Annotated in this window: 21 protein-coding genes and 1 pseudogene; 1 reads left to right on the forward strand and 21 read right to left on the reverse strand. The window is 39.3% G+C overall.

From position 1 onward, the window contains the following. Positions 1-3 precede the first annotated feature (3 nt). The 5 genes and pseudogenes from ADH52_RS06050 to ADH52_RS06070 form a co-directional block, all read right to left on the reverse strand. Positions 4-813 (reverse strand): purine-nucleoside phosphorylase, encoded by an 810-nt coding sequence (locus tag ADH52_RS06050; protein WP_049510569.1) that lies wholly within the window; start codon positions 811-813, stop codon positions 4-6. Beyond that, positions 814-1369 (reverse strand): annotated as a pseudogene (locus tag ADH52_RS06055) (DUF1697 domain-containing protein); the annotation flags it as partial. A gap of 1 nt (position 1370) precedes the next feature. Further along, positions 1371-2582 (reverse strand): phosphopentomutase, encoded by a 1212-nt coding sequence (locus ADH52_RS06060; RefSeq protein ID WP_049510571.1) that lies wholly within the window; start codon positions 2580-2582, stop codon positions 1371-1373. Positions 2583-2596: 14 nt separating this feature from the next. Then, on the reverse strand, positions 2597-3280 hold the full coding sequence (gene rpiA, locus ADH52_RS06065) for a ribose-5-phosphate isomerase RpiA (RefSeq protein WP_049488706.1): 684 nt from the start codon (positions 3278-3280) through the stop codon (positions 2597-2599). A 105-nt stretch (positions 3281-3385) separates the two neighbouring features. Further along, positions 3386-4315: a peptidase U32 family protein gene (locus ADH52_RS06070; protein ID WP_049510572.1), complete on the reverse strand. Its 930-nt coding sequence runs from the start codon at positions 4313-4315 to the stop codon at positions 3386-3388. Positions 4316-4454: 139 nt separating this feature from the next. Here ADH52_RS06070 and ADH52_RS06075 point away from each other — a divergent pair, with 139 nt between their 5' ends. Continuing rightward, positions 4455-4742, forward strand: coding sequence for a DUF3270 domain-containing protein (locus tag ADH52_RS06075; RefSeq protein ID WP_020901777.1), 288 nt, complete (start codon positions 4455-4457; stop codon positions 4740-4742). Between the two features lie 33 nt (positions 4743-4775). On the opposite strand, the gene ciaH is transcribed toward ADH52_RS06075, so the two are convergent. From ciaH to ADH52_RS06150, 16 genes are all read right to left on the reverse strand, one after another. Beyond that, the gene (gene ciaH, locus ADH52_RS06080) at positions 4776-6110 is read right to left on the reverse strand and encodes a two-component system sensor histidine kinase CiaH (protein WP_049510573.1); all 1335 of its coding nucleotides are present in this window, start codon (positions 6108-6110) and stop codon (positions 4776-4778) included. Next, positions 6100-6774 (reverse strand): two-component system response regulator CiaR, encoded by a 675-nt coding sequence (ciaR, locus tag ADH52_RS06085; protein ID WP_000590639.1) that lies wholly within the window; start codon positions 6772-6774, stop codon positions 6100-6102. Before ciaR ends, ciaH begins: the two co-directional genes overlap by 11 nt. A gap of 108 nt (positions 6775-6882) precedes the next feature. Continuing rightward, positions 6883-9429, reverse strand: a complete 2547-nt coding sequence (locus ADH52_RS06090) for a M1 family metallopeptidase (protein WP_049510574.1) — start codon at positions 9427-9429, stop codon at positions 6883-6885. Between the two features lie 121 nt (positions 9430-9550). Continuing rightward, positions 9551-9991, reverse strand: a complete 441-nt coding sequence (locus ADH52_RS06095; RefSeq protein WP_049510575.1) for an ASCH domain-containing protein — start codon at positions 9989-9991, stop codon at positions 9551-9553. Next, positions 9951-10835, reverse strand: a complete 885-nt coding sequence (locus ADH52_RS06100; RefSeq protein WP_049510576.1) for a putative PEP-binding protein — start codon at positions 10833-10835, stop codon at positions 9951-9953. The genes ADH52_RS06095 and ADH52_RS06100 overlap by 41 nt, the downstream gene beginning before the upstream one ends. Then, positions 10813-10953 (reverse strand): hypothetical protein, encoded by a 141-nt coding sequence (locus tag ADH52_RS11490; protein ID WP_193389272.1) that lies wholly within the window; start codon positions 10951-10953, stop codon positions 10813-10815. Before ADH52_RS11490 ends, ADH52_RS06100 begins: the two co-directional genes overlap by 23 nt. 10 nt (positions 10954-10963) lie before the next feature. Continuing rightward, positions 10964-11662 carry a 3-oxoacyl-ACP reductase gene (locus ADH52_RS06105; protein ID WP_049510577.1) on the reverse strand — a complete coding sequence of 233 codons (699 nt, stop codon included), beginning with the start codon at positions 11660-11662 and terminating at the stop codon, positions 10964-10966. Further along, positions 11655-11891 (reverse strand): DUF2829 domain-containing protein, encoded by a 237-nt coding sequence (locus tag ADH52_RS06110; RefSeq protein WP_000141913.1) that lies wholly within the window; start codon positions 11889-11891, stop codon positions 11655-11657. Before ADH52_RS06110 ends, ADH52_RS06105 begins: the two co-directional genes overlap by 8 nt. A gap of 160 nt (positions 11892-12051) precedes the next feature. Beyond that, positions 12052-13953, reverse strand: coding sequence for a glucosaminidase domain-containing protein (locus tag ADH52_RS06115; protein ID WP_049510578.1), 1902 nt, complete (start codon positions 13951-13953; stop codon positions 12052-12054). Positions 13954-14080: 127 nt separating this feature from the next. After that, the gene (locus ADH52_RS06120; protein WP_161800520.1) at positions 14081-15067 is read right to left on the reverse strand and encodes a dihydroorotate dehydrogenase; all 987 of its coding nucleotides are present in this window, start codon (positions 15065-15067) and stop codon (positions 14081-14083) included. Then, entirely contained in the window at positions 15030-15830 is an 801-nt protein-coding gene (locus ADH52_RS06125; RefSeq protein ID WP_049488685.1) for a dihydroorotate dehydrogenase electron transfer subunit, read from the reverse strand. Before ADH52_RS06125 ends, ADH52_RS06120 begins: the two co-directional genes overlap by 38 nt. Positions 15831-16398: 568 nt before the next feature. Continuing rightward, on the reverse strand, positions 16399-17736 hold the full coding sequence (locus tag ADH52_RS06130) for an ISLre2 family transposase (RefSeq protein WP_049510580.1): 1338 nt from the start codon (positions 17734-17736) through the stop codon (positions 16399-16401). A gap of 109 nt (positions 17737-17845) precedes the next feature. Next, positions 17846-18172 carry a hypothetical protein gene (locus ADH52_RS06135; protein ID WP_049510581.1) on the reverse strand — a complete coding sequence of 109 codons (327 nt, stop codon included), beginning with the start codon at positions 18170-18172 and terminating at the stop codon, positions 17846-17848. Positions 18173-18192: 20 nt separating this feature from the next. After that, positions 18193-18573, reverse strand: coding sequence for a replication initiator protein A (locus tag ADH52_RS06140; RefSeq protein ID WP_049510624.1), 381 nt, complete (start codon positions 18571-18573; stop codon positions 18193-18195). Between the two features lie 26 nt (positions 18574-18599). After that, positions 18600-18872, reverse strand: coding sequence for a hypothetical protein (locus ADH52_RS06145; protein WP_049510582.1), 273 nt, complete (start codon positions 18870-18872; stop codon positions 18600-18602). Next, the gene (locus ADH52_RS06150; protein ID WP_049510583.1) at positions 18869-19687 is read right to left on the reverse strand and encodes a ParA family protein; all 819 of its coding nucleotides are present in this window, start codon (positions 19685-19687) and stop codon (positions 18869-18871) included. Before ADH52_RS06150 ends, ADH52_RS06145 begins: the two co-directional genes overlap by 4 nt. Positions 19688-19782: the final 95 nt, after the last annotated feature.

A 19782-nucleotide genomic window follows, 5' to 3' on the forward strand; every position in this document is an offset into this window, starting at 1 on the left:
CTCTTATAATTCAGCAAGAATAGCTTTCAGCAAGCCTTTGAAGTCGCCTTTAACACGTTCAGTCACTTCCACAACTTCTTCGTGGTTGAGTTCTTCTTGGAATCCTGCAGCATGGTTAGTAATACATGAAATTCCTAGAACTTTCAAGCCTGAGTGGGCTGCCACAATAACTTCAGGAACAGTGGACATACCAACTGCATCTGCTCCCAGTGTCTTATAAGCACGGATTTCTGCTGGTGTTTCATAAGTTGGACCAGTAACACCGATATAGACACCTTCATCAAGCTTGATACCAAGTTTTTTAGCCACTTCATGGGCAGTAGCACGGTATTCTGGTGTGTAGGCCTTAGACATATCTGGGAAACGAGGACCAAAATCATCCAAGTTTTCACCCATCAATGGGTTTTGCCCCGTCATATTGATATGGTCTGAGATAGCCATCAAGGTACCAGGACCAAATCCAATACCTCCAGCTGCATTGGTTACAATGACACCTTCACATCCAAGAACTTTCATGACACGCACTGGGAAAGTCACCACTTCCAGAGGATTTCCCTCGTAGAAATGGAAGCGACCTTGAAGAGCCAAAACTTTTCGACCTGCAAGGTCACCATATACCAATTTCCCTGCGTGACCAACTACTGTAGAGCGGCCCCAGTTTGGAATCTCAGCATAGTCTACTATAACTGGATTTTCGATTTCTTCTGCAAGTTCTCCCAGACCTGATCCAAGGATTAAACCAAACTCAGGTGCTTGGATTCCCTTGTCTTTCAGGAAGGCAGCTGTTTCCTTGATCTTATTTAAAAACGTCATTGTGTCTCCTTTATTATTTTTTTAGCATTTGACCGATTTTGTCAAAAGTTTTAGCATTACGAATGGTGATTTGGCGGTAGAAAGGCATCTTGAGTAAGTATTTGTGATAGGCAGTTGCATAGTAGGATTCTTCAGAAAATTTCCCCCAGAAAATACCAAGTTTTCCGAAATGAACGACTTCATCTACCAGTTCCAAACTGTCCACTTTCTCGATCACTTGATCCACATCCAAGCTCTCCGTGTAGAAGAGCACATCTTTTCGAGCCAGGTCTTTGGTCCACCAATCTGGCAGATTATTCAGCTCTTCTTCATAATCTTCCTGACTCAGCAAAGAAAAGCTCTGAATAAATGGATAATGGACTTCAAAGAATACCTCTAACTTTTCAACCAATTGGGCTTTGGGAGCTGTCGAAGTAAAGAAAATGTTGCCACTGTTGATGTAGGTTTCAACCTTTTCCAGTCCCAAGTCTGTCAGTTCTTGACGAAGTTGCGCCATGACAACCTTATTTTTCCCACCAACATTAATGCCCCGAACAAGTAAAGCATAGTGCGTCATCTTATACCAATTTATCTAAGAAACTTTCCCCAATCATGGCAGTTTCAACACCAAAGTTATCCGCAACTGTCGCTGAGATATCTGCAAAACGTCCAACTGGAATGACACCATTTCCTTTAAAGGAAGGACTGTAAGCCAAAAGTGGAATATATTCGCGAGTGTGGTCTGTTCCTGCATAGGTTGGGTCATTTCCATGGTCCGCTGTAATCAAGAGAAGATCATTCTCTCTCATGGCTGCGATAATTTCAGGTAAGCGTTCATCAAACTCATGCAAGCAATCACGGTAACCATGAGCATTGCGACGGTGGCCGTAAAGGGCATCAAAGTCAACCAAGTTTGTGAATGAGAATCCTTTTTCAAACTCAGCAAGGCCCATGGTCTTCAAGAGTGTATCAATTCCGTGGCTATTTGACTTATTGTGTCCCATATCATGGTTGATACCCGCACCGTTAAAGATATCATTGATTTTACCAACAGCATAAGTATCAATACCAGCCTCATTCAATTTATCCAAAACAGTTGGGGCAAATGGAGATACAGCCAAGTCACGACGGTTTGCCGTACGAGTGAAGTTACCTGGTTCACCTACATAAGGGCGAGCAATGATACGACCTAGAAGGGCAGGACGTTCAAGTGTAATTGAACGAGCGTATTCACAGATACGGTACAATTCGTCCAAAGGAATAATATCTTCGTGGGCAGCAATTTGCAAAACAGGGTCGGCTGAAGTATAGATAATCAACTCCCCAGTTTCCATCTGACGTGGTCCAAAGTCATTGATAACAGCCGTTCCTGAGTAAGGTTTGTTAGCTTCACGAATGACCTTACGTCCTGAAAATTCTTCGATTTTTGTAAGAATTTCTTCTGGGAATCCATTCCAGAAAGTATCAAAAGGCTCAGTAATGTTGAGTCCCATGATTTCCCAGTGTCCAGTCATAGTATCCTTACCAAGAGATACTTCTTCTAATTTTGTTGCATATCCAGTTGGATTGCTTTCAGCTGGAACAGTCTTAAGAGGAGTTTCTCGAGGAATATTTCCAAGACCAATTTTAGCCATGTTTGGGACATTCAAACCAACTGCTTTTGAAATGTGTCCTAATGTGTCAGAAGCTCCATCTGGAACCCCTGCATTGACAAAGTTATTAGCATCTGGTGCAGCACCGATTCCTACAGAATCCAGTACCACCAAGTGAATACGATTAAATTTTGACATAGTGTATCTCCTTATTATTTTGCTTTGCTTGAAGTTAAAATCTGAACTCCATCTCGTCCAGCTACGATGACCTTATCCACCATTTGGTTGAATAAGCCATGCTCCACGACGCCAACGATATGGTCCAATTCTTGTCCGAAAGTAATTGGATCTTCAATGACATCCAAGGCAAGGTCAATGATAAAATTCTGCATATCGGTCACAAAACGTTGGCCATCTTTTTCACGGAAGCTTGGTTTATAGCCAGCGCGCTCAAACCGACGAAAGACCTGTTCTGCGCCGTACTGAACCACTTCTACAGGCAATTTAAAAGCACCTAGTTTGTCGACCAGCTTGCTTTCATCCACCACCCAAATGTATTCTTTTGAGGGCGTTGCCACAACCTTCTCCATCAGAAGGGCACCACCACCACCTTTGATTCCATTAAACTGACTATCCACTTCATCTGCCCCGTCGACTGTCACATCGACAAAGTCTACTTGGTCAATAGACTTGAGCGGGATATTAAGCCCTTCAGCCTGTTTACTAGTCACACTAGAAGTCGTTACAGCTGTAATCTGCAAGCCTTCTTCCTTAATACGACGACCGATTTCTTCGACAAAATAATAGGCAGTAGAACCTGTTCCCAGTCCGACAACCATGCCATCCTTGACAAACTCAGCAGCCTTGATACCTGCCATTTTCTTCAGATTTTCCACTCAAACACCTCCATTAAAGAGCTATTTCTATTATAACATGTATCCGTTTTTATTTCATGGATACACTAGAAAAACCCGAACATTTTTATTTCGGGTTTTGATGTCCTATTTAACCATGTCAGGATCGTAGTCATAAAATCCTGTATCAAGGAAACGGTTTTTAGGGTGTAACTTGCGTACTTCCTCATCCAGCAAGAAAGCTTGGTCATGGCTAAAGCTGCCCTCTTGGATCAAGCTACGCGCTTGGATAAAGAGTTTTGCAATCTCAACAAAGTTCTGACCTGGAGTGTAGAGCCCTTCTAGTTTCCAGTGAGTGAAACCATGCTCCACCAATTCTGTCAATTTAGTCATCAAATCAAGGTCATTGTTGGCAAAAATGTGGGTACCATGATTATCTTCAAAAATAGAATAGTGGCTCTCTGGATCACTTGGCTCAGCCAAAAAGAGGTCACGCTTGCGCGTCTTTTCATCATCGATATGCGTAAAGTTATAGTAGTTTTGCAAGAGTGGACGTTTAGAATGGTGAATAACACTAGCTCCGTAAACCAAAACTTCAGCAGGAATTTCCAAAATCTCGGGCATTTTGAAGAGTTCAGCAGATGGAATTTCACGCGCCAAAACAGCCTCAGATGCGCCAGCTTTTTGTCCCCAGAAGTTTATCTGACGACTGCTAGTTACCATAGTCGAAGCATCGTAGATAGTCTTAAAGGAATAACCATCGCGGTTGACTACATAAAAGACACCTGCATCCCCAATCGTAATGTAGTCTGTCTTGATTTCTTCCAAGAAATCAAGGAATGGCTTGATACGATCCATCATATCTTGGTGCATGAGGGCATTGACCGCAACGATCAATTCCTTACCAGCTTCATGAACCAACTTAGCGATTTCACGCAATTGGTCATAACTAAAGGTTGTTGGCAGACGAAGGCCAAAATCTTTCTCACCAACATAGATACGGTCTACGCCAACTTCGAGCAGTTGTTTAACTTGTTCAATACTTTCAGCAGTTGCTGTAATGATAATCTTTTCCATAAGAAAAATTATACCATATTTCTGGAAAATCAGCTATTCTTTAAAAATGAAAAGGTACTTTATTCTTTTTGTAACCTTTCTGTAATAATTCTCTGCTGAAAAAATGATAAAATAGGTATGTACTGTTAAGGAGAGAATAATGCCCGTAAGAAAATTACAATCCTATGAGGTAGACTATCAAGAAGAATTAAGCCAGCAGGTTCCTCGCTATCAAGATTATACACCTGTAGCGCAATCTGATGCCAATCTCAAGGAAATCCTATTTTTTGTTAATATCGCTGTTTTTTGTATCTGTATTGCTATCTTTAGTTTTATCTTTTTAGCATTAAAATTATCAACTGCTCTTGCCTTTGCAGCAGCAATCGGAGCCAGCTTACTTGTCTTAAAAATTCAACGATCTATTATCAAACGAAAACGTAGAAGATAAATCCAAAATATCGCCCCAACTGGAGCGATATTTTTATTTTTTCTTTTTAGATGGTGTGTGGATGGCTATCTTCACTTCAAAGATTGTTCCTTTTGGTTTATTATCTTTAACAGTAATGCTTCCTTTTAAGGCATCTACAATTTGCTTGGCTAGGGATAATCCTAAACCAAAGCCACCTTTTTGACGGGTTCTAGCCTTGTCTACTCGATAAAAACGGTCAAAAATTTTCTTCTTATCTTCTGCGGAAATACCGACTCCATTATCAGAAACAAGTAAATACAGATTACGATCAGTGGCTGAAATCATAAAATCAATTTCACCATCCTCCTCAGTATATTTGATGGCATTATCAAATAGGATGGTCATCAGTTGTTTCAAAAGAAGTTGATCTGTGACAATTGTTCGATGGATACGATTTTCAAAACGGAAGACACGGTCATTTTCCGAAGCAATCATCTCATAGTTTGTGAAAGTCGTATTGAAAAAGCTAGTTGGAACTTCTGCAAGTTCCGGCTTAATCCCATCATCTCTACGAGCTAAATTCAACAAGTTCGTCGTCAAAAAACGCATATTTCGAACTTCTTCCAAACTAGACGCAATGCTTTCGCTCACATCCATAATGGTAGCTTCTGGCTTACGGAAAAGGGTTTCTAAACGATTTTGCAAAACAGCAAGTGGAGTTCGTAACTCATGACTGGCATTTTCCACAAAGGACTGCTGCTTCTGCATGCTCTCAAGCAGGGGCCGAACACTGACCCTAGCTAGATAGAGACTGGCAAGTAAAGACAAAATCCAGAAACTTGCCATCACGACCACAATCAATTGCTCATGCTTTTGACTGGCTTGCTCCAACTGACTGGTATTAATCAGGACAGCTGCATACTTGATATTGGTTGAAACCGAACTGATATTGGTTTCCATCAAAATCATGCGATAGATTTCTTCCTGTCCATAGCTATTAAAAACCTGAATTTGATAGATATGGCCTAATTCTTTTTTCTCCAGTTTAATCTTATCCAAGCCCAAAAATCGGTTTCCAGAAAGGAGCTGGGTAAAATTCTTATCAAAAAGAATGACTTCTGTGTTAGAACTAACATTTGGTTTTATCTCCGTCTTGCTAGTATCTGTAGCGGCATTCTCTAAATCTTTAATCTCTTCTGTTGCCCTATTTACAGCAAGCTGAATAACTGCCTGAGGATTATTACTCAAACCATGTAGCGTATCGTCCACCGAAGTGTAGAGACTCGAGTGCATGACCTGTAAAATAATCAAGGTCATGGTAGAGAAAATCAGAGTGAAGACACCAAAGTTGCGGATAAAATAACTAAAGTCATCCGCATACCATGTTTTTTTTAGTTTACTGAACATCTTTTAAAATATACCCAACACTACGCAAGGTTTGCAAATTCTCTGCAAAAGTGGTTCCTTTTAATTTCTTACGGACTTTTGAAACATAGACTTCGACAACCGAAATCGTTGTGTCACTATCAAATCCCCATAGGCGATCAAAAATCTGAGTCTTGGGCAAAATAACATTTTGATTTTGAAGGAAATAGACTAATAAATCAAACTCTTTCCCCAGCAATTCGACAGGAGTATCTTCGACCTTAACGGTGTTGGTTGACAAATTAACCACAATATTTCCATAAGTCAAGGTGTTTTCATTAAACTTGCCTGAACGTTTGAGCAGGGCTTGAATTCTCATTTTGAGTTCTTCTAGGTAGAAAGGTTTAGTCAGATAATCATCTGCTCCCAGTTCAAATCCATGTCCCTTGTCATCCAAACTTTCCTTAGCAGTCATGATCAGAACTGGAGTCGTAATCCCCTTTTCACGCAATTCTTTCAAGACTTGGAAGCCATTTTTTTCAGGCAACATCAAATCGAGCAAAATCAAGTCATAGACGCCACTTTCAGCTTCGTAGAGACCTTCTTCCCCATCAAATACCTGCATGACATCCGCAAAATCGTCTAAAAAGTCAAATACTGAATTTGACAGGCCTAGGTCATCCTCAACCAATAAGATTTTTATCATGAGAAACTCCTCCTTATTAAAACCATTATACCAAATTTGCCTTAAAAAAAACTCAACTCTCTGCATTTTACATGAGATAGCTGAGTTTTCTTTTTATTTTAGACTTATTTATGCATTTCCATATTGAAGAACAACTGCTTCCACTGCAGCTTTTTCACGGTTAATCAGATCAACACGCGCTGCAATTTCCTTGATTCCCATACCGATGTTACGGCTAAGAGCAAGGTCAGAAAGTTGTGGCTCAAAGAATTCCTTGTACTCTGCCAAACGTTGCTGAGTCTTAAATACGTGAGCAGGAAGGATAACAAAGCTATCAAAGCTCATATCTCCACCAAGAGCTGCCTTAATCCAAGCCCAGTTTTCACGAGCCCAAGACCATGCTGTTTCCTGAGTTGCTTGATGGCTTAAGAACTGGAAGTACCAAGCAGATAAGTCTTGTGGTTTGACCACAAATTTGTCCTTCCAAGAAGCAATCAAGGTTTGGATATTGTCCGCATCTTTACTATAGGCAAGAGCGGCTGCCAACTGGCGTTTAAAGACAGCATCTGTTGCGTGAGTATAAGTATCAAGATAAACTGCTAACAAGTCTTTAGTCTCATGATGTTTCATCTCATTGATCAGAACTTGTGAGCGAATAGCTGCTGGAAGTCCTGCAAGATTCTCCTTGTGAGCCGCGAAGATTTGGCTAGCGACTTGACTAGCTTCTGCATCATTTGAGCGAATCATCATAGAAACAGCCAACTGACGAACCAACTCATCCTCATCTGATTCGCCATCTTTAGCTTCAAAACCAAGACGGTCATAGTTGTGACGAGCCAATTTAGCAACCAAGGCTTTGAAGGCTCTTTCAGCTTCTGTTCCTTCATCTATAAAGCGCTCAAGAGCAGATATTACTTGAGAAACAGCTGAAACGACAAGGTAAGATTCTTCTTTAGCGAGTTTATCAAGTACTGGAAGCAAGTCTGCATAAGAAATGTGCCCTGCTTCAGCAAGCAAGCGACGTTCTTGGACGATTTGCAGTTTACTTGTATTATCAAGCTCAACTAGGTCAGCAAGAATAGCATCTAGCAAGTCTCCTTGATAGTCTGTAATGTAGTGAGCTGTATTTTCAGTATTGAGACGAAGAGCTCCTTCATTTTCAGCAAGAAGGGCTGCGTAGCCAGGGATTTCGATGCTTTCAGTTTCGAGTGTATCAGGCAAGCCTTTCCAGTTGCTGTTTAGTGGCACAACCCAGAGACGGTTCTTGTCTTCGTGCTCACCGATAAAGAATTGTTTTTGTGAGATCTTCAAGACATCATTTTCAACTTTGACAGTGAGAACTGGGTAACCAGGTTGTTCCAACCAAGAATCCATGAAGGCTGCGACATCACGTCCAGACGCTTGACCAAGAGCATCCCAAAGGTCACGACCAATTGTATTGCTGTATTGATGTTTTTCAAAGTAGGCATGCAAACCTTTGGCAAAATCAGCATCACCTAGCCAACGACGAAGCATATGCATGAGGCGACTTCCTTTGGCATAGACTATAGCTCCGTCAAAGAGCGTATTGATTTCATCTGGATGTTTAACTTCGACGTGAACAGATTGAACACCATCAGTCGCATCACGTTTCAAGGCAGACGGAACACCACCTGTTTGGAAATCTTCAAAGATATTCCAGCTTGGTTCAATAGCATCCACACAGACGTACTCCATCATGTTGGCAAAGCTTTCATTGAGCCAAAGGTCATCCCACCATTTCATAGTAACGAGGTTCCCAAACCATTGGTGAGCCAATTCATGGGCCACAACTAGGGCAACTTGTTGACGGCTAGCAAATGTTGAGTTTTCATCCACAACCAAGTAAACTTCACGGTAGGTCACAAGCCCCCAGTTTTCCATAGCACCAGCTGAGAAGTCAGGAAGGGCGATGTGGAGAGATTGAGGGATTGGGTATTTAACTCCATAGTAATCTTCGTAAAACTCGATAGAGCGAACAGCGATATCCAGTGAGAAATCAAGGTTTGATAGTGGATGAGCTTTGGTTGAATAAACACCTACGAGGGTACCGTTTTTAGTTTTAGCCGTCACACCTTGCAAATCACCAGCAACAAAGGCCAACAAGTAAGAAGACATGCGAGGTGTTGTCTCAAACTTCCAGATACCTGTTTCCTTACGGTTTTCAACATCAATCTCAGGCATGTTTGACAAGGCCAATTCACCTTCTGCTTGGTCAAAACGTAGAGAGAGGTCAAAAGTTGCTTTGGCTTCTGGCTCATCCACACATGGGAAGGCTTCACGCGCAAAATGGCTCTCAAATTGAGTAGACAAGACTTCCTTCTTGACTCCATCAACTGTGTAATAAGAAGGGTAAATCCCTGTCATGTTGTCTGTGATTTTTCCTGAGAAAGCAATAACAACTTCAACTTGACCAGCTTCCGCAAGTTCAATATGAAGGGCTTCATTGTCATGGTCAACTGTAAATGGACGAGCTTGACCTGCAACTTCTACAGAAGCGATTTCCAAATCTTTTTGGTGAAGGGAAATACGGTCACTCTGTGCTTGACCACTAATAGTCACCTTTCCTGAAAAAGTCTTGGTCTCACGACTCAAGTCTAAAAATAAATCATAATGTTCAGGAACAAATTGCTTAATAAAATGTTCAACTGCTTGCATAGTTTTCTCCTATCTAAGTTTAAGAGCTAGAGCTCTTCTTCAAACAAACTTATTATATCATGTTTTGCTTAAGAAAAAAGGATTGGACGGTCATTTCCAAAACTTTCTTCCTTCTATCTGTTTACAGAGGGTAGACCTTGCGAAATTCTTCTAAAACAACCTTGCTGTCAGGTGTAAAAGTCAATCCTGCTTCTCTCAACCACTCGGCGAAACAATCCTCATGAACCTGCCGCCAATAGGTCAGAGATTTGTCTCCCTCACCTTCCTTATAGGCATGTTGCTCAGAAACTTGATTAAAGGACTGAACGGAAACCCTTGTAATTTCGACAATGCAGACAGCCTGATTTTGACTGTCTAAAATGACATCAAAAGTTCCTTCTTGTGGAAGGGGCTCGTCTTCTAGTGCGTAGAGGTCGTAGGCCGAGGCGGTTGCAGTCTTTTCGCCTCTTAAAACCAAATCTGCTAAAAGGTCTGGTTCCACTCCAAAAGCCCAAGCATCGATTTCATCTCCTATAGAGGGGTTAATTTTCTTGTATGCATTCCACATTTCTTTCGGTGTCATGGGTGCTCCTTTGTAATTTTTTACTCACTTCTTTTATACGTTTGAGATGGTCTGGATGAACAATCTCTAAATTAAAAATATCTGGAATAGAACTGTAGTGGATAATGCATTTGATGCCCATCTGATTCATTTTTTGTATGAAAGAATCATTCAGATAGCCTGCTACAGCAAAGTCAATCTTTTTCATACTTGCTTTATCCTGCATCTGTCTCAGCATATCTAACATTATTGGACTTTCCATATCATGCCATTGACTGTTTCTCACAGTGGCAAAAACAAAAGAAGTCAAATCATTCATTCCAACTATAATCTTTGAAATACCCGTTTCCAGTATTCTGTCCAAGTCAAAATAAGCTGACGGCAATTCAATCATTGTGCCGATTTTCCCAGTAAAACCATGCTCACGCAATACTGTAATAGCTTGCTTTAATTGGTCGGCATCATTAACAAAAGGAAAGATAACAGATAGATTGGGATTGTTTTGATAAACTTCTGTAACGACATTTGCCTCAGCCTGAAATTCATCCAAACACGCCAGTAAACGCCTAGTTCCTCTATAACCAAACAAGGGATGATTTTCATCAAAATACTCTTTAGTTCCCTCTAAACAATTGGCTTCTGTATTCGTTAATTCAGAAAAACGATACCAGACCTTCTCATCTGAGTACAGGGAGCAGATAGTCGCTAGATAATCTTTTACAAATTCCTGGCAACTTGGTAATAGTATGTTTTGGTTGAGTTCTCTCAACAAGTATTCCCCACGAATCATTCCAATGTGGTGAAATACTTGAGGATAAACTTTTTCAAGAATTTTTTCACCACTAAGAGCTAGTTGGTTTCTCATCATTCACCTTCCAATTCATGTAAGAGGTTTTGTCCAGTTCTGGAAATCCTAATAATTCAGTCTTAACCTTCAAGACTAATGGCGAGGCATTTTTTTCTGTGATCTCTTGAATATCCATCCAATTACTCCTACTTCAAAGACCAGCCACCGTCTATTGTCAATATTTGTCCTTGCATGGCACTCGCTTTCCTACTTGCTAAGAAAAGGCTGATTTCTGCTATTTCCTCTGGCTCAATCCAGCGCTTGATTGGTGTTTCACTCGCCACCCAGTCAGCCAATCCACCTGGCTCAAAATCTGCAGCAGTCATAGCTGTCTTGACTGCTCCTGGAGCGATACCAAATACCTGAATCCCAGCTTCTGCATAGTCTAGAGCCAACTGCTTGGTGAAGCCAGCCAAGGCGTGCTTCGAAGAAGTGTAGGCGTGTCCACCGCCACCTGCTAGGCTAGAAGCAATGGAGCACATATTGATAATGATTCCTTTTTTATTCTCTAGCATTTGTGTCAAATAATACCGAGTCAACTCTACTGGAGTAACGTAGTTGATTTCAAAAATCTCATGAATTTCCTGCGCTGATTGTTCCAATAGGGGGTTATAATCATCCAAAACTCCAGCAGTATTACACAAAACATCCACCCGAGGACACCAGTCAAAAATAGGCTCCAAGTCGAGCGTTAAATCACGTTGTAAAAAGTGAAAGTCGCCTTGTAAGTCAGGATTTTCACTTTGGTCCACTCCGAAAACTTGATAACCTTTTTCTAAAAAAAGTCGACCTTGAGCCAGACCAATACCTGAACTCACCCCTGTAATGAGTACACGTCTAGTCATGCACTTCTACCCAATCCGTCGCCAAAACATCACAAGGTGTCGGACTCCACATAGAAAAACCTTCTCCTTCTCCAGACACGTTGATTAGGAAATAGGGTGTCACTTCCAGTGCAACCCCGTTTTGTTCAATAGTATCAAAAAGCTGGACATAGTTTTCAGCACCTCCCCAACCAGTTCGTACATATTTTTTCTTAGCCTTTAACCCAGGTAGAATTTCTTCAAATGTCATGTTTTTCTCCTTTAATATCAATAATTCTTCCCTTCATTATAACAAAAAAACCGCTTTGCAACGGCTTTTTGACTATACTTAACTCCATTTTATCTTCTTAAATCTACGGAAAAATAAAAAAACGACAACCACTTTTTCAGCAGTTATCGTTGCTTATCTTTTAATCTTTTCCACCAAGTCGACTATTGATATTCATCATGATACTAGCTATTTTTTCACCCCAGTACGGATCTGATGCATAGCGTACATTCATTCCCGTCACTTTATTTCCAAGGTGATCTCTTCCACGGTCAATATAGTTCTCACGAATCCACTTGGCCGCACCAAGAATTCCTTTATCTACATCATCAAATTTCTTAGCTGAATCATAGGGACTAGTATCGTAAGCAGCTATTCCGAAGAAGTTATTTTTATCATTAGCAATTTGGCTTCGTCCCCAAGCACTTTCTAGCGCACTATGAGCCATTAAATAGAGAGCATTGACACCATAACGTTTTTCAGCTTCTTTAAAAATTGCTCCTTTACCAGCAAGACGGCTATTTCGGATATTCATCATCGAATAAACTCTATTTAATTCATCCGCACTATAGTTGGTTGGTTCAGTTAAATTCTTGAAAAGGAAACGATTTTTGATAGTAAACCCATCGAAATGTTCTCCATCCTTTGAATAATACTTCTTACCAATTTTCATGGCTGAAGTATGTGGAGCTACCCGAATACTAGTGTATGGAGAAAGTTCATGATATAGGAATCTTCCATCTGTAGTATAGTGAGGAATAAACTCACTTCCTTCATCAACTAAAACCAAATCACTTTGATTCATATAACCGGACAAGCCTGATATTGAAACAGCTAGACGACTACCCTTGCTTTTAGAGCCATCATAGGTCACAATACTTCCCTGATTGACATAGCTCAAAATATCTCCTGATTCGCTATAAATATAGGCTGTGATTGGTTTAACCTTAAAATATTTTGGACTTTGAATCCACTTTCCGTTATCTTGGAAGAAGTACTCTTTATTTTTGATGTTAAAACCACCAGTAACATAGCTTCCATCTTCTTTCAGGTAGTACCATGCATTGTAGTTAGGATCAAAAATCCATTCATTCTTGGCCATATAACCACCAGATTTGAGGTAATAAGCACCAATCCATTCACGTGAAGCATAAGCACCACCTGATTTTAAGTAAAACCAGCTATTATAAGATTTATCAAAAATCCATTCTTTTTCAGCCATTGCTCCACTATTCTTTAGATAGTAAGCATCTTTCCACTGATTAATAGCCATCACACCATCACTGTTAAAATAGTACCATGTGCCCTTAATCTTTTCCCATTTATTACGAAGGATTTTTCCTGAATCTGTAGCATAATACCATTTATCAGTAATCTTCACCCAAGCATTTTGAGCCATTGCTCCACTACTATTAAGAAGATAATCGTTCACTAGAACATTGCTAGCCATAACTCCATCTTGGTTGAAGTAATACCAAACATTGCCAATTTTTTCCCATCTATTACGAACAATCTTTCCTGAATCTGTAGCATAATACCATTTATCAGCAATTTTCACCCAGGAATTTTCTACCATTGCTCCACTAGTATGAAAAGCATAGTCATTAACAATAGTATTGCTGGCCATGATTCCATGTTGATCAAAGAAATACCAGACACCCGCAATCTTTTTCCAATTTTTGATTGGTTGATTATTCTCATAAAAAAGCCATTTTCCATGCTCTTTCTGCCAACCATTCTTAGGAGCTTCTTCAACTTTTTCTTTATTTAAAATAGCCTCTTGTTTAGAATTATTTTCTTTTACAACAACTGGTTCTTTCTTTTTTTCCGTCTTTTCAGCTTCATTCTTTGTATTTTCAACAACTTTTTTCTCTTCTGATGCTGGTGTCTGATTTTTATCTTCAGACTGATTTTTGTCCACAGATTGACTCTTATTCGTCGTTTGACTTTGGTCCATTGTTTTACTATCTTCAGCAAAGACTGATGTTGTGGGCACAATTGCCAATGCAAGCACTGCCGTGCTTACAAGTAGTGTTCTCTTCATTTTACTCCCCTAAGTAGATATTCGTCTACATCATTCGTAATTAACTTTATTCTAACATAGTTAAAAGAAGAAAATATTACAAAATGATGAAAATTCTATTTCTTATTAACAATAAGGATGGTCTAGCTTATCTAAGGCTGGTTTTTACTTCCTTGCGGAGATTTTCTAGACTGCTGATGCCGTATTTGTCCATGACTTTTGGCAGATTTTCAATAATATCAGGACAGGCATATGGATTGGTAAAGTTAGCTGTTCCAACTCCAATAGCAGATGCTCCAGCCAGATACATTTCTAGGGCAGCTTCTGCCGAATCCACTCCCCCCATTCCAATAATGGGGAGGTCTGTTGTTTGGGCAACTTGACGGATGAGTTTGAGTGCTACTGGAAAAACTGCTGGACCAGACATTCCACCTGTTCCATTGGCCAAAATTGGTTTTCTGGTTTTGAGGTCAAAACGCATTCCAACCAGAGTATTAATCATAGTCAAGCCACTTGCTCCCGCATCTTCTGCTACTTTTGCGACGGTTACAATATCGGTCACACTAGGGGTTAGTTTGACATAAACTGGTACATCAGAGGCTTCCACAGCTGCTTTCACCACATCATAAGCCAAATCTGGATCTTGACCAATCAAAAGTCCGTGATTACAGTGGTCAACATTGGGGCAAGAAATATTGAGCTCAATAGCCTTTACATTAGCTGCCTTGGAAATCCCATGAGAAACAGCCGCATACTCTTGTTTTGAAAAACCAGCCACATTAGCGATAATAGGAAGATTTGGATATTCTCTTTCCAGCCAAGGTAGCTTTTCAGCCAAAACAACCTCCAAACCAGGATTTTGTAAGCCAATTGCATTGAGCATACCAGCGGGTGTTTCTGCCACCCTTGGAGTTGGATTGCCAAAACGGGGTTCAAGAGTTGTCGCCTTGATCATAATAGAACCCAAAAGGTCTAAATCATAGTACTTGGCATACTCTTGACCAAAACCAAAACAGCCTGATGCTGGAATAATCGGATTTTTCAAATCCAAGCCTGGTAGAGAAACTTGTAAACGATTTGTAGTCATAATTTTCTCCTTATAATACAACTGTTCCTGTGCGGAAAACAGGACCATCTTCACAGACGCGTTGGCTAACCGTCTCACTTTCTGGTACTTTTAGGACACAGGCATAGCAAGCTCCCATCCCACAAGCCATACGAGATTCCAAAGATAGATAGGCTCTTGGGTGATTATAAAAGGTTTGATTGATATACTTCATCATTCCAGGTGCCCCACATGAGTAAACAGCATCAAATTGATTGTCTAAATCCTTGATAACAACGGAAACATTTCCCTTGATACCATAAGAACCATCATCTGTCGTTACAAAGACTTGACCATATTGAGCTAATTCCGTCTCTAAAATAACAGCATCCTTATTAGCAAAACCAAGAACTGTCACTACTTTCACACCACGCGCATTCAATTCCTTGGCTACTTCAAGCAAGGGCGGAACACCAATCCCCCCACCAACAAGGAGAACCTGGCTCTGCTCATCAAGGTCAGACAAGTCAAAACCATTTCCCTGAGGTCCCATCACATCAAGAGTATCTCCCTGACTTAAGGTTGAAAAAATAGCGGTTCCAGCTCCCTCAATCCGATAAATGAGATGACACTGCTTCTTAACCTTATCAATAGACGAAATTGAAATAGGACGACGCAAAAGATGGGCATCATCAGGCACACGCAGATGAAGAAATTGGCCTGCTCGCATGGCTTCAACCATTTCCCCTTCTAGAACTAATTCAAAGATTGCTGGCGCGATTTCCTCCTGTGCAACCACCTTCATGGTTTCCAAACGAATTGCACCCAAACGTTTCTTACATGTGGGATTCATGACTTTTCCTCCTTAAATTTTAAGGGGACCAGACAAAGAAAAGACCTTGCTAGTGCAAGGCCTCAGTTAAAATCGTACAACAGAAGAGAGCACACTCAAAAAGTCTCCTCTAGAAAATTGCACTATTCTTTTATCTGACACCTTGTGAGTCTCTCTGGACTCCCCTTAAAGGTTAAATTTTTACTAGTATACTCTTTCAGCTAAAAAAAGTCAAGTAGAAAACGAACATGTATGCGGTAGAATTTTTTAGAACGCCTAAATTCATACATTTTTTAGGAGAACATCACCGAGTTTTAAAAAAAGACTGAACAAATTTCTTGCTCAGTCTTGACATTGATACACTTATCAGGTATCATTAATTAAAGACTGAGTAAGAAGGACGAGTTCTTACTCGGTAAGGCGAGAAGTGTTAGCGCACTTTTCGTCTTTTTTTATTCGATTAATTTAAGTAAATTATAACACATTTTTACATACCGTGCAAGCATTTTATGTTTAATTGTAGCACAAAAAGACCTTCTTTTACAAAGGTTATTGTTATATAACTTTTTATATACTTTGTTATTTACTTCTATTGTTTTCGGAAGTAAGATAATCTTTTACTATCAGGGTAACATTGATATCTAGATGTATTTTCTTTTTCCGTTTTACTCATTCTTTTTTTAATGGTATAAGCAGAAACTTCCTCTAAAGAAATAAATTTTTCATAATCCTCTCTCCAGTTGCCAAAGAATAGTTCCCTCAAGGAATCCTCATAATTCAAAACAATTATCCGACTCATCGTTTCAGCTCCAGCAAGAGTCCAGTACATTCCTCTTTTTTTCATTCTATAAGTGACCTTACGATGCTGACTCTCCATTATCCCGATTCCCGCATGACTGAATCCTCTCTGTTCGGCTGGTTTGGTATATTGGAAATTTCTCAATATTTTACTCTTGAACTTCTCAAACAACTCTTGTTCTTCTTCTGTATCAATATAACTTTCGGTCGTATCTAGGACAGTTCTCATTAACTGCTTATCATGTTGCTTAATCGCCTGGAAAGCTCTCTCTAATAGATCTTCAGAGTAAAATTTTAAATAATTCTTCAACTCCTTATTTACATGATACTCATCCCAGAAATGTTCGTGGCGTTTAATTCGCAAAACCTTCGCAATCTCTTTGAAAACATAGGGTGTATATCCATGACCTCCATCAGAGTTCGTAATCAATAAAGTCTGATTCGTAATTTCGTAATTATTGAACAGATAATCGATCACCTGCTCCCTCACTAAGCGGTTGTCAAGGCCAATAAATTCTTTTTTATCCTGAAGTTCAAATCGATTGCTGCCAACTTTTTGGCTTCCCGTATGGACTACAAAATGGGATAAATCATAATGTTTATTATCCTTTTGTGTGTCACGGGCTTTAACCATCACACCATCACCCTCAATATAAATAACCTGGGCTTTTCTTTTGCGAACCTCTTTATTCTCTTCATAATATCGATAGCCTTCTCTTTCCTCCAATAACTTCTCACAGATTTTTACAGCTTTTACTACAATTGGCTTTGTGATTGAAATGTGATAAGTCAATTGGATCACCTGAGTTACTTTATCATAGGGCATTAAAGTAGATAATTTAGCCACCTGGTACATAAATTCCCAGGAGAAGCGGACGTTCTTCTGAAGTCCTAACTTTTCATCTACTGGAATGAACCAATGATCTCCCTTTTTCCAACGTCTTCTTCTGAAAGTAAACTCTCCAAATGTAAAAGCGACGGTTCGCTCCATTGAATGAATACAGGTATAGCCCTTTGCTTTCATGACTGGAATCATCTCCTCATCATACCTAGAAACAAAGTTATAAAATTCTTTTGCATTTTGAAACAGCAATTGATTTTTTAGTTCTCTCTCATCAAAGAAAGCCATTCAGAATCCTCCCTTATTAAAATTACGCTTATTTTAATAAATTTTGACCTGAATGTTCAAATAATCCTTTGTTCTGACAAAAAAAGAGCCTATCTTTTCAGATAAACTCTTACTTGTCATACCAGGGTTTCTCTTTCTTACTAAAATAGGATTTGCTCATTTCAATAGTTGCTATCCCCATAGGAATCAAAATAATACTCCATAAAACCGTCACAATTCCATCTGCAATAAAGCTAAAACCACCTGTAAAGTGAAGTCCCAAATACAGTAATAATACAACTGGAAGGAAAGCTGGAGCGAATTTCAAAACGGCCAACCCTAAAACAATTATAAACACCATACTAAGACCAAACGTCTTATAAAATACATAGACTGCTATAGCTCCGATAAAAATAAAGAATAGCTGAACAAGTCTTTTAATATCAATGAAAATCATTGTAGATTCCTCCTACTTCATCAGTAATAATTTAAAATCTCATCTGTTAGATAAATTCTATTGGGTAGATTAGATCCTTGGCGGACTTCTTCAATTAAACCATGATTCTTTAGCTTCTTTTTCAAAGAAATTACTTTGCTTTCACCTGATTGAAGAGCCTCCATTAGCTCCTCTACACGGTAACATACAAAAGTATTTCCATTTTCATCATATCCTTTTAATTCAAAGTCAACCGCTCCTCTTAAACGATTTAATAAAAGCATATAGAGAAAGATTCCACTACTCTTCAGATCATTAAACTGTGGATTGTCTATTATTGGACGAGGAATCAAGAATTGTCCTGAATCTGTTGCTGCTGAAGAAAACTCTGGAATATCTGATAGATCTGATAAGTATTTCATTGCTATATTTCCTTTCTTATGGAACTCTATTTTTTCTTTCGCTCCATCTTTTCCCATTCTCTTATAATCAGATTCTCAAGATAAGATGAAGCTGATTTTTCACCGTGAAACTCTACTAAAGCATCTAACATATCATATCGAACATTATGATGCAGAGAGAAAGGGAAACGTTGCTTTTTATTGTAGCTTTCAGGAGACTTTCTAGCCTCCTGATTTTGTTTCCTAGACGAAGGAATCTTTTCTCTCTTTGGTGTACTTTGGAATGTTTGTTTTACTTGTGCGAATCGATTCTCTGTCATGCTACCTCTCCTTCTAACACACTCAAAATATTTTCATATACGTAGTTTATATTATCATAAAACTTTTGATGTGTCTCTTTTTGGTTAGCTGTCATCTCTTCATGCTGCTCAAAGACACTCTGACTGATCACAAGACTCTTGGCCATGAGCTCTTTCTCCTGGATAGATCCCAGGTAAGCCTGATCTTCTTCAACAACTTCTAAAAATTGTTTACAGGTGTCTGTTACATTGTTTCCAACGTACTTAATCTTATTTCCAATAAGATAAGGTTCTGCTTTAACATAGCTTTTCTTAGTAATAACTTCAATAGCTTCGCTCTTAATGAAGTCTACAAAATTTTTCAAAGATAACCAGGCACGAAAACCATTAAGAGAGGCATCAGAAACAGCCAAGACAATATCTGACACAGCTATAAAATTTGCTGTAACTAAGCTCTCATCATTGTGCGTATCAATCAGAATGACATCAAATTGTGCTTCTAACTCTTCGTAATGTTCGCTAAACCACATAAACAACTGGAGATATTTGTTGTTTCGACTAGCAAGATCTAACTGCTCATCTGTCAAACGCTCATCACCACAAATCAAACTGAGATTTTCTGATATTGGAACAATCTCATACTCTCCAGACGTAAATATATCATAGACGGTTTTCTCACATTTTACATCAAATGTTCTTGTCAAATTGCATTCCCAAGCTCCATCAATGAGTAGTGTTCTAAGCCCCTTAACACGTGCCAACCAATCCCCTTCATTAAAGGTATCTGTAGTCTTACCACCGCCACCTTTTCCTAAGTTTGTAGTCTGAATCTTCATGATTCCCTCCTTGGATAATTGTATATTTTGTTATATAACTTTTTATATACTTAATTATATCTAAAACAACCTTGTTTGTCAATATAAAAGCATAA

The sequence above is a fragment of the Streptococcus pseudopneumoniae genome (assembly GCF_001072665.1).
GTDB lineage: Bacteria > Bacillota > Bacilli > Lactobacillales > Streptococcaceae > Streptococcus > Streptococcus pseudopneumoniae_S.

Coding starts and splice junctions, on each gene's coding strand:
- ADH52_RS06050 (WP_049510569.1), bottom strand. CDS start 813: ATGACGTTTTTAAATAAGATCAAGGAAACAGCTGCCTTCCTGAAAGAC.
- ADH52_RS06060 (WP_049510571.1), bottom strand. CDS start 2,582: ATGTCAAAATTTAATCGTATTCACTTGGTGGTACTGGATTCTGTAGGA.
- ADH52_RS06070 (WP_049510572.1), bottom strand. CDS start 4,315: ATGGAAAAGATTATCATTACAGCAACTGCTGAAAGTATTGAACAAGTT.
- ADH52_RS06075 (WP_020901777.1), top strand. CDS start 4,455: ATGCCCGTAAGAAAATTACAATCCTATGAGGTAGACTATCAAGAAGAA.
- ciaH (WP_049510573.1), bottom strand. CDS start 6,110: ATGTTCAGTAAACTAAAAAAAACATGGTATGCGGATGACTTTAGTTAT.
- ciaR (WP_000590639.1), bottom strand. CDS start 6,774: ATGATAAAAATCTTATTGGTTGAGGATGACCTAGGCCTGTCAAATTCA.
- ADH52_RS06090 (WP_049510574.1), bottom strand. CDS start 9,429: ATGCAAGCAGTTGAACATTTTATTAAGCAATTTGTTCCTGAACATTAT.
- ADH52_RS06095 (WP_049510575.1), bottom strand. CDS start 9,991: ATGACACCGAAAGAAATGTGGAATGCATACAAGAAAATTAACCCCTCT.
- ADH52_RS06100 (WP_049510576.1), bottom strand. CDS start 10,835: ATGAGAAACCAACTAGCTCTTAGTGGTGAAAAAATTCTTGAAAAAGTT.
- ADH52_RS11490 (WP_193389272.1), bottom strand. CDS start 10,953: ATGGATATTCAAGAGATCACAGAAAAAAATGCCTCGCCATTAGTCTTG.
- ADH52_RS06105 (WP_049510577.1), bottom strand. CDS start 11,662: ATGACTAGACGTGTACTCATTACAGGGGTGAGTTCAGGTATTGGTCTG.
- ADH52_RS06110 (WP_000141913.1), bottom strand. CDS start 11,891: ATGACATTTGAAGAAATTCTACCTGGGTTAAAGGCTAAGAAAAAATAT.
- ADH52_RS06115 (WP_049510578.1), bottom strand. CDS start 13,953: ATGAAGAGAACACTACTTGTAAGCACGGCAGTGCTTGCATTGGCAATT.
- ADH52_RS06120 (WP_161800520.1), bottom strand. CDS start 15,067: ATGGTCCTGTTTTCCGCACAGGAACAGTTGTATTATAAGGAGAAAATT.
- ADH52_RS06125 (WP_049488685.1), bottom strand. CDS start 15,830: ATGAATCCCACATGTAAGAAACGTTTGGGTGCAATTCGTTTGGAAACC.
- ADH52_RS06130 (WP_049510580.1), bottom strand. CDS start 17,736: ATGGCTTTCTTTGATGAGAGAGAACTAAAAAATCAATTGCTGTTTCAA.
- ADH52_RS06135 (WP_049510581.1), bottom strand. CDS start 18,172: ATGATTTTCATTGATATTAAAAGACTTGTTCAGCTATTCTTTATTTTT.
- ADH52_RS06140 (WP_049510624.1), bottom strand. CDS start 18,573: ATGAAATACTTATCAGATCTATCAGATATTCCAGAGTTTTCTTCAGCA.
- ADH52_RS06145 (WP_049510582.1), bottom strand. CDS start 18,872: ATGACAGAGAATCGATTCGCACAAGTAAAACAAACATTCCAAAGTACA.
- ADH52_RS06150 (WP_049510583.1), bottom strand. CDS start 19,687: ATGAAGATTCAGACTACAAACTTAGGAAAAGGTGGCGGTGGTAAGACT.